The following is a 693-nucleotide window of genomic DNA, read 5'->3' as shown; positions in this document are numbered from 1 at the left end:
ACACTCGAATACTGTGATTGCGCGAGAGCTCGGCGTATCGGTGCAGACGGTCAGCACGTGGCGCAAGCGCATTGCGCGGCAAGGCGCACAGGGCATTCGGGAAGGTGAGCGCAGTGGCCGTCCGCCGCGCATTGCGCAGGAAACGCGACTGCAATTGATTGCGTTGGCTTGCGAAGCGCAGGAACCGCAGGGGCGGCTCACGCCGACGCTCGACGAGATCGTGACGCGCGCAATCGAGCGCGGCATCGTCGAACAGATCAGCCGTAGCCATGTTCAGCGGATCTTGCAGGCCGGCGACGTGCGCCCGCACCGGGTGCAGCAATGGCTACACAGTCCCGACCCCGCCTTTCGCGAGAAGGTCAATGTAATTTGCAAGCTGTATCGCAAGGCGCCCAAAAACGCGGTGGTGCTCAGCATCGACGAGAAGACAGGTATCCAGGCCATCGAGCGCAAGCATCCGGGGCGTGCACCGGCGGCGGGACGGCTGCGTCGTCGGGAGTTTGAATATATCCGCCACGGTACCCAGGCGTTGATTGCTGCGCTGGATGTGCACACGGGAAAGGTGTTGGCAGAGTGCCGCGAGCGGCGTACCCAGGACGATCTGGTAGCCTTCATGGAGCGCGTGGCTGCTGCATACCCGGGCAAGCAGGTGCACGTGGTTTGGGACAACCTGAACACGCACCGCGCCCAGGC

1 protein-coding gene is annotated in these 693 nt (G+C 63.6%); it reads left to right on the top strand.

Annotated elements, in window-relative coordinates:
• On the top strand, positions 1 to 693 hold a 693-nt coding region (locus tag BN2476_RS44960), incomplete at both ends, for an IS630 family transposase (protein ID WP_143811257.1).

This window comes from Paraburkholderia piptadeniae (assembly GCF_900007165.1).
Classification (GTDB): Bacteria; Pseudomonadota; Gammaproteobacteria; order Burkholderiales; family Burkholderiaceae; genus Paraburkholderia; species Paraburkholderia piptadeniae.
The sequence above is the reverse complement of the archived record's forward strand: the minus strand, read 5'-3'. Positions and strand labels throughout refer to the sequence as shown.